This window comes from Parabacteroides bouchesdurhonensis (assembly GCF_900186615.1).
In the GTDB taxonomy this organism is placed as follows: domain Bacteria; phylum Bacteroidota; class Bacteroidia; order Bacteroidales; family Tannerellaceae; genus Parabacteroides; species Parabacteroides bouchesdurhonensis.
Genome location: NZ_LT896588.1, coordinates 3,583,065 through 3,591,786, shown reverse-complemented (window position 1 = coordinate 3,591,786; position 8,722 = coordinate 3,583,065). Strand labels below are relative to the sequence as shown.

General features: G+C 37.8%; 8 protein-coding genes. 4 read left to right on the top strand and 4 right to left on the bottom strand.

Annotated elements, in window-relative coordinates; all coding sequences use genetic code 11:
• A partial coding sequence (locus C1721_RS15470) for a Gfo/Idh/MocA family protein (RefSeq protein WP_420872724.1) occupies positions 1–609 on the top strand: 609 nt, incomplete at its 5' end.
• A gap of 42 nt (positions 610–651) precedes the next feature.
• A complete protein-coding gene (locus C1721_RS15465) occupies positions 652–4,110 on the top strand; it encodes a DUF1080 domain-containing protein (protein WP_102409574.1) in 3,459 nt (1,152 codons plus the stop codon).
• A 56-nt stretch (positions 4,111–4,166) separates the two neighbouring features.
• Here C1721_RS15465 and upp read toward each other — a convergent pair whose 3' ends face one another.
• On the bottom strand, positions 4,167–4,820 hold the full coding sequence (gene upp / locus C1721_RS15460; RefSeq protein WP_102409076.1) for a uracil phosphoribosyltransferase: 654 nt from the start codon (positions 4,818–4,820) through the stop codon (positions 4,167–4,169).
• Positions 4,821–4,908: 88 nt separating this feature from the next.
• Positions 4,909–5,196: an HU family DNA-binding protein gene (locus C1721_RS15455; RefSeq protein ID WP_102409075.1), complete on the bottom strand. Its 288-nt coding sequence runs from the start codon at positions 5,194–5,196 to the stop codon at positions 4,909–4,911.
• Between the two features lie 217 nt (positions 5,197–5,413).
• Here C1721_RS15455 and murB point away from each other — a divergent pair, with 217 nt between their 5' ends.
• Positions 5,414–6,427: a UDP-N-acetylmuramate dehydrogenase gene (gene murB, locus C1721_RS15450; protein WP_102409074.1), complete on the top strand. Its 1,014-nt coding sequence runs from the start codon at positions 5,414–5,416 to the stop codon at positions 6,425–6,427.
• A complete protein-coding gene (locus C1721_RS15445; RefSeq protein ID WP_102409572.1) occupies positions 6,427–7,182 on the top strand; it encodes an MBL fold metallo-hydrolase in 756 nt (251 codons plus the stop codon). Before murB ends, C1721_RS15445 begins: the two co-directional genes overlap by 1 nt.
• Before the next feature lie 3 nt (positions 7,183–7,185).
• On the opposite strand, the gene C1721_RS15440 is transcribed toward C1721_RS15445, so the two are convergent.
• Complete coding sequence (locus C1721_RS15440) at positions 7,186–8,079, bottom strand: hypothetical protein (protein WP_102409073.1); 894 nt, start codon at positions 8,077–8,079, stop codon at positions 7,186–7,188.
• A 5-nt stretch (positions 8,080–8,084) separates the two neighbouring features.
• On the bottom strand, positions 8,085–8,720 hold the full coding sequence (gene nth / locus C1721_RS15435; RefSeq protein WP_102409072.1) for an endonuclease III: 636 nt from the start codon (positions 8,718–8,720) through the stop codon (positions 8,085–8,087).
• Between the last annotated feature and the right edge of the window lie 2 nt (positions 8,721–8,722).

Below are 8,722 nucleotides of genomic sequence, written 5' to 3'. Positions count from 1 at the left end.
TATGATTTTTGGTTAGGTCCGGCTCCATATAAACCTTATAATGCCCACCGTGTACATCAAACATTCCGTGGTTATTGGGATTATGATGGTGGCGGTTTAGGAGATATGGGACAGCATTATATAGACCCGGTACAATATATTCTTGGAAAGGATGAAACCAGTCCTGTTAAGGTAGAAGTAGATGCTCCGCAACAACATCCTGACGCAGTGGGCACATGGCGTTCTATCACTTATACGTATGACGACGGTTGCCAGATCGTACTTTGGGGAGGAGACTTTGGAGATCCGAATACTCCTTACATAGCCGGTCCTAAAGGAAATGTCTACAAGAACTTCGTATGTGACATTCCGAATTGGGAGAAGAAGTTGGCCGATTATCCGGAACCGGAACCTCAGGTAGTAGACTTTATTGAATGTATTAAGACTCGCCAGCCATTTGCACTGAATGAACGCAATGGTTTCCGTTCGGCAACAATCGTGAATATGGGTGCAGTTGCTCTTCGCCTGAACCGTACACTACATTTTGATCCGGTCAAGCTGGAGTTCATCGACGATGAAGCTGCCAACAGGTTACTGGACCAACCAATACGTGCTCCGTGGAATATTTAATAAGTGACAAAAGACTGTTAGAAATTGAAAAACGAAGATTTTATGAAGAAAATATATTTATCAATTAGTGCATTGTTTTTGTGCGGAAGCATATTGATGGCCCAAACTCCGGCAAATCGCACTTCAAAAACGGTGGCTGCCGATGTGTTGGCTCAAATGCCTGCTCAACAACAAGCTGAATATAATAAATTAATAGGAGATTTAAGTTCTGCCGGCGAAGATGCTGTTGCGACTTTAATTAGCATGATTAATGCTCCTGGCAAGGGTAGCAATGCAAAAGTGGATTATGCTTTAAGCGGGCTTACTCATTATGTGATGGCTAAAGGGAATGAAAATGCCCGTTTAGTGACAGCAAATGCTTATTTAAAAGCTCTGGACAGAGTTGAAGATCGTGAAACAAAAGCTTTTATTATTCGTCAGCTTCAAATCCTGGGTAAAGATGAGTGTGTAGAGACTTTGGCTACTTATCTGAATGATGAAAGTTTAAGTGGTCCGGCTGCTCGTGCTTTATCGGCTATAAATAGTGAAAATGCCAGCAAAACATTATTGGCTGCACTGATGCGTCGTTCGGGAACACCGAAAACACAGAAAGATATTATTCGGGCAATTGCAGCCTCTCAGGTAGATGGATCGGAAGTTGCTTTGAAGGCATTATTAGGTTCAACGGATGAAAATATGCAAAAGGAAGTTCTTTATGCATTGAGCCGTGTTGGAACGAAGGCTTCATTGAAAGATTTGGCAGAAGCTGCTGCTAAAGCGAATTATACAATGGAGAAAACGGGAGCAAATGAAGCATATATTGCTTTAATAAAAAGAGTAGCTGAACAGGGTGATGTGAAGGAGGCTGAAAAAGCTGCTAATGATTTATTGAAGAAAGCGACGAAAGCTAAGAAGACACAAAGCCGCGATGCTGCTATGGAAATATTACTTTCGTTGAAGCAAGGTGAGAGCACAAAACTCGTTCTTGCGGCTTTGAAAGACCCTTGCAAAGAATATCGTAATGCGGTATTAAATTATGTTTCCGATTATGCAAATAAAGATTTATATGTAGAATTAGGAAAGGCTGTGGCGAAGGCTAAACCAGAAGTTAAGGTTGATTTATTGAATTGGTTTGGACGTGAAGCTAAAAGATCATCTCAGCATGCCATAATACAGAATCTTGATTTACGTTTTGATTTGCCGTTCCGTCAAGTGCTGGTTGAGCAATTAAACGACGTGAATTATCCTGTAAAAGAGGCTGCCACATGGACAATGGTCAAAATTGGCGATAAATCATATATTCCGGTTTTGGCAAACTTATTGACTAGTAATGATACACAAGTTGTTTTATTAGGTCAAGATGCCTTGGCTGCATTTTCCGGTGATATAGATAATGCTGTGGCGAATGTTATTTCTTCTGCTACTGATGCGGGAAAAATTGCATGTTTGGAATTGTTGGCTATGCGTAAAGCTGATGCGAATGTAAATACTGTATTAGAACAGATAAAAGCTGGCTCTCCTGAGGTGAAAGCTGCTGCTTATAAAGCTTTAAAAGATGTAGTTTCCGAAAAAGATTTGACGCAATTATGTGGTATGTTGGAAACAGCAGATGCTTCAGTTGTAGCACCTATACAGCAGGCTATTATCGCTGCTATAGCTAATCAATCTGCATCTCAACAAGTATCCGCTATTTCTCGCCGTATGATACAGGCCGGAGAAAGTAAAAAGTATTTGTATTATATTGTATTGGCTTCAACGGGAGATAAAGATGCTTTATCTACTATAGTTACCGGTTACAAAAACGGAAATGGTGCTGCTAAAGAAGCTGCTTTTGACGCTTTGTTAAGCTGGCAAGGAATTGATGCTGCCGACGAATTGTTTGCTATTTGTAAAGAGTCTTCTTCCGGTCAACATTTTGATAAAGCTTTGAACCGTTATGTACAGTTGGTTTCTAATCCTGTATTTACAGGAGAAAATCGCCTGCTAAGTTTGCGTAAAGCAATGGAAATAGCAAAGACTGATGCTCAGAAAGTGGAAATTCTGAAACAGATTGAAAAAACGGGAACATTCCTTGCTTTGTTATATGCAGGTGAGTTTTTGGATCAGAAGCCATTGCAACAAGCTGCTGCCAATGCTGTTATGAATATTGCTTTAGGAAATAAGGCTTATACAGGTCAGAATGTAAAAGCTCTATTAAATAAGGTAATGCAGGTTCTGGATAATCCGGATGCTCATTATCAAAAAGAAGCTATTAAGAAACATTTGTCGGAGATGCCGGAATGTGAAGGTTTTGTCTCAATTTTCAATGGTAAGGATTTAACAGGTTGGAAAGGATTGGTTGAAAATCCTATTGCTCGTGCTAAGATGAAACCGGCCCAATTGGCAAAAGCTCAGGCAAAAGCTGATGATATGATGCGTCGTGACTGGAAAGTAGAAAATGGCTCGTTGATATATGAAGGTACAGGATATGATAACATCTGTACAGAGAAACAATATGGCGACTTTGAAATGTATATAGATTGGATGCTTGATCCGGCTGGTCCGGAAGCTGACGCTGGTATTTATCTGCGTGGAACACCTCAAGTTCAGATATGGGATACTGCCCGTGTAAATGTAGGTGCACAAGTTGGTTCCGGTGGCTTATACAATAATCAGGTTAATCCAAGTACTCCGTCTAAAGTTGCTGATAATAAGCTGGGTGAATGGAATTCATTCTATATAAAAATGGTTGGTGACCGTGTAACTGTAGTCTTGAATGGCGAAAAAGTAGTGGATGATGTAATCCTTGAAAACTTCTGGGATCGTAGTCAGCCTATACCTGCAATTGAGCAGATTGAATTGCAGGCTCACGGCAGTAAAGTGTATTACCGTAATATTTATATAAAAGAACTGGAACGTAAAGAGCCGTTTAAACTTTCCGCCGAAGAAGAAAAAGAAGGCTTTAAAGTGTTGTTTGACGGAACAAATATGCACGAATGGACAGGTAACACTGTAGACTATACATTGGAAGATGGTTGTATTTCTATGATTCCAAGCAAGAGTTTTGGTGGGAACTTATATACAAAGAAAGAATACGGAAACTTTATTTACCGTTTCGAATTCCAGTTAACACCTGGGGCAAACAATGGTGTAGGTATTCGTACGCCGATGGATGTGGATGCTGCTTATCATGGTATGGAAATTCAGATATTGGATTGTGAACATCCTATTTATAAGGATATTACTCCTTTACAGCATCATGGTTCCGTATATGGTATTATCCCTTCTAACCCGGATCACCACAAGGCTATTAAGCCAGTAGGTGAATGGAATAGTGAAGAAATTGTTGCAGATGGAGATCATATCCGCGTAACAGTGAATGGTGTTGTGATACTTGATGGTAATATTCGTGAAGCAACAAAGAACGGCACAGCAGACCACAAAGAACATCCGGGTCTTTTCAATAAGAAAGGGCATATAGGTTTCTTAGGACATGGTTCTCCTGTCAAATTCCGCAATATTCGAGTAAAGGAACTTAAATAATACAATAAAAAAGCGACTGAGTAAGCAGTCGCTTTTTTATTAGTTCTTTTTTCTGATTATTCTTTTTCTCCGAAAGCTAAATCCCCAGCATCTCCCAGTCCTGGTACAATGTATGAGTGATCGTCCAGCTTTTCATCAAGAGCGGCAATCCAGATTGTTGTTTTATCATCTGGCATTTTCTGTTGAAGATATGCTATTGCTTGCTCACTTGCGATAATAGAAGCTACGTGGATGTGCGCCGGATCTCCTTTTGTTAGTAATGCTTCGTATGCCAATTCCATAGAACTGCCTGTTGCAAGCATTGGGTCGGTAATAATTAATGTCTTATCTGTTAATCGGGGAGAGGCGATGTATTCAATATGAATATCGAAGTTTAAACGGTCTTTATATTTTCGATAAGCAGAAACAAAAGCATTTTCCGCATTATCCAGATAACTAAGAAAACCTTGGTGGTAAGGTAACCCTGCACGTAAAATGGTACTTATTACTATTTTATCGTCAGGTGTATTCATTGGAGCTATTCCCAATGGAGACTGAATCTGTTTTGTACTATAGGTAAAATCCTTGCTTATCTCATAAGCCATTATTTCACCGATACGTTCAACGTTTCTACGAAATCGTAAACTGTCTTTCTGGATATTTAAATCCCTTAGTTCAGATACAAACCTGTTTAGGATCGAATTGGATTTTCCGAGATTAACTATTTTCATACTTTTTTATTTCTCGGTTCCAAAAATAGTAAATATAGAAATACCTGCCAATATATCAGTAGAGTTATTGACAGGTATTATTTTTTGTTTATCCTTTCTTTTTCTTGTTCATTGCTTCCAATAAATACTTTCCAGGTTTGAATTTCACGGTTGTACGTGGAGGAATCATAACCGGTGTTCCAGTCTTTGGATTTCTAGCCAAACGCTCTGTTTGCGCTCTAGGGGTAAGTGTGCCGAAGCCGATAAGTGCAATTTCTTCATTTTTCGACATCTGTTCTGTTACTACTTGAATGTACGCATCCAATAATTTTTTAGCTTCTAGCTTTTGCATTTTGGCTTTACTAGCCAAAGCATCGATAAGTTCAGCTTTGTTCATGTGTGCTCTTTTTTTATTATTAAACATTAATAAAAGTACATTCGTTTGTGGATTTGTTAATTTCCATTACTTAGAATATACGAGTTTGTCTATACTTCTTATTAAACAAGGCTTTTCCCAAATTGTTACGAATTTGGTGATAAAAAATGTTAAGTAACGTTTGGTTGCGGAATACAAAACAAAATCTTACTTTTGTCTATCTACAAATTATAATAAAATGAGAATTGAACAAAATTATTCTTTAGAGCAACATAATACTTTCCATATTCCGGTAAAAACACGTTGGTTTATAGAATATAACAATGAGGAAGAGTTGCAACGTGTATTACATGATGAATATTTTCAAGAATGTTTATCGTTGCATATAGGAAGTGGAAGTAACTTATTATTTTTGAATGATTACAATGGAATTATATTTCATTCCAATATTAAAGGAGTCAATTTGGTAGAAGAAACGGATAATTCCGTTTTGCTTCGTATAGGTGCCGCCGAGAAATGGGATGATGTTGTCGCTTATGCTGTTTCAAATGGCTGGTCTGGAATAGAAAATCTTTCTCTTATCCCGGGGGAAACGGGAGCAGCCGCTATTCAGAATATAGGTGCTTACGGTGTAGAGATTAAAGATGTGGTAGAAACAGTGGAAACTTATAATCAGTTATCATTTGAGAAACGGATTTTTACGAATAAGGAATGCGAGTATGCTTATCGCAGAAGTTATTTTAAGAATGAGCATAATGATCCTCATATTGTTACTTATGTAAATCTTCGTCTACAAAAGAATACTCAGTTTTCTATTAATTATGGTAATTTGAAAGAGGAGTTGGCCAAGTATCCGGAGATAACATTGGCAACAATACGTGAGGCCATAATTACTATTCGTAAAGAGAAATTACCCGATCCGGCTGTATTAGGTAATGCCGGAAGTTTTTTTATGAACCCGCTTATTTCGATAGAACATTTTGAAAGAATAAAAAAACAATATCCATCTATACCGTTTTATCCAACTACAGAAAATAAAATAAAAATACCAGCTGGCTGGTTGATCGAACAATGTGGTTTTAAGGGTAAATCTCATGGGGCAGTAGGTGTATATGAAAAGCAGGCATTAGTATTAGTTAATTTAGGTGATGCGAAAGGGCATGAGATTGCATTAGTTGCCGAAAGTATCCGTTCTGCGGTTAATGAACGTTTTGGAATAGAACTTATGCCTGAAGTAAAATATGTAGGATGATGAAAATTACTTTTCTTGGAACCGGAACTTCTACCGGTGTTCCTGAAATTGGTTGTAAGTGTGAGGTCTGTACAAGTAAAGACCCACGAGATTGGCGTTTGCGTACTTCTGTCATGGTAGAAACTGGAAATAAAAGAATTTTACTGGATTGTGGTCCGGATTTTCGTTGGCAGATGATTACAAATAAAATCTACCATTTGGATGCTGTTCTTATTTCGCATGAACATTACGATCATGTGGGAGGGCTAGATGACCTTCGTCCTTTTTGTCGTCAAGGTGGAATACCTGTTTATGCAGAAGATAATGTGGCGGAAGCAATAGAGACACGCATTCCTTATGTTTTCCGTGCAAATAAATATCCAGGTGTGCCTAATTTGGAATTGCATCGTATTGATTTAAATTCTTTTGAAGCAGCAACTATTCCGATTATTCCTATTCGGGTGATGCATGGTAATCTTCCTATTTTGGGATACCGTATAGGTAATATGGCTTACGTTACAGATGTAAAATATCTACCGGAAGAAGAATATGACAAATTACGAGGATTAGATGTTTTGATTATTACAGCCCTTAGGAAAGAATATCATCCGACGCACGAAACATTGGATGAAGCACTTGAAAATATCAGACGTATTCGTCCTAAAGAGTCTTACCTTATTCACATGAGCCATAAAATAGGCCTTCATGCTGTGGTGGAAAAAGAGCTTCCTCCTCATGTACATTATGCTTATGATGGATTGGAGGTTGAATTTTAGTTCTTATTCCATAGGGCTACATCCTGTGTAATAAATCATATTTTCATCATGATTAATTTCTGGAGTGATATGGAGTTGTGGAAAATATGATTCTATTCTTTTAGACAGAGTATCTGCCATGGGAGCATAAAGTGTGTCAAGGTGAGCGAAGTAAGGTTGACTTCCGAAATAACATATATTACCTTCTCCTGTGAATATGTCGGTGAGCAACCATTTATCGTAGATACGCCATTGGAGTGAATCGTTTATATTAATATGTAAGTTCAAGATATCGGCTGGTATATATAGATTTATAGGAGCACTTTTGTCTGCAAATTGACGTATCTTATTTATTTCTCTCGGAAGAATTTTCTTCTTTTTCGATTGTTGAGTAGCAACTTCTTCCAATAATTTTTTACTATAGCTGGCAACAAATACGTCATTGTATTGGTAAAACCCTAAAAAACGATTTTTTGCATCTGGATAATAAGTAAACATAATATCGTCTTTTATCGTTTTATGGGGATTATATATTCCCAATATAGGTTTTAATACATCATTCTCTATTTGTGCGTCCAAACTTCCATCCGTTTGAGAATACATTACGACTCCTTGAGGATGAAATGAAAACAGGATAGGAGGTTTTATTGTTGTTGTTTGTAATATGGATAAATAAATATCAGGTAAATAAGTAGAGAAGGCTTCCGATATCTTTGGATGTTTAAGCATTATTCCTGTCAGTATGTTGGGACGATTTATGACTAAAAGTCCATTGGGAGAGGGAGCAACCACATCATATAAATCTGTCTGTACAACTGATTTTTCGTCCTCTACAGTACCGAAGAAGAACCAAACAGCCAGTATTGTCACCAGAGAGGCTATGATGCAGATTATTATTTCCCGTTGGTATGCTTTCATTTATCTCATTGTTGTAAAAAGTATTTACACCAAGGCTTTAATCCACATTGCTCACATTTCGGTTTACGGGCGATACATATGTATCTGCCATGTAAAATTAGCCAATGATGGGCAATAGAAAGTAAATTTTTTGGTATATGCTTAACTAATTCTCTTTCTGTTTCAAGAGGCGTTTTACTGTTGTCGGTCAGACCAATACGATTGGACACCCGAAACACATGCGTATCTACAGCCATGGCAGGTTTATCATATACCACTGATGCGATTACATTGGCTGTTTTACGCCCAACACCAGGTAATTTTTGTAATTCGTCAATATCGGATGGAACTATACCTTTAAAATCGGAAATTAGCATCTTCGCCATTCCAACAAGATGCTTCGCTTTATTATTTGGATAAGAAACACTTTTAATATATTCATATACTACTTCCGGAGTTGATGCAGCCATAACTTCCGGTTTAGGAAAAGCTTCAAACAAAGCAGGGGTGATCATATTGACCCGTTTATCAGTACATTGCGCAGACAAGATCACCGCAATAAGTAATTCATATGGATTGTCATAATGTAATTCTGTTTCTGCAACCGGAACATTTTCTTTGAACCAATTTATAACTTCTTTGTATCTTTCTTCTTTACGCATAA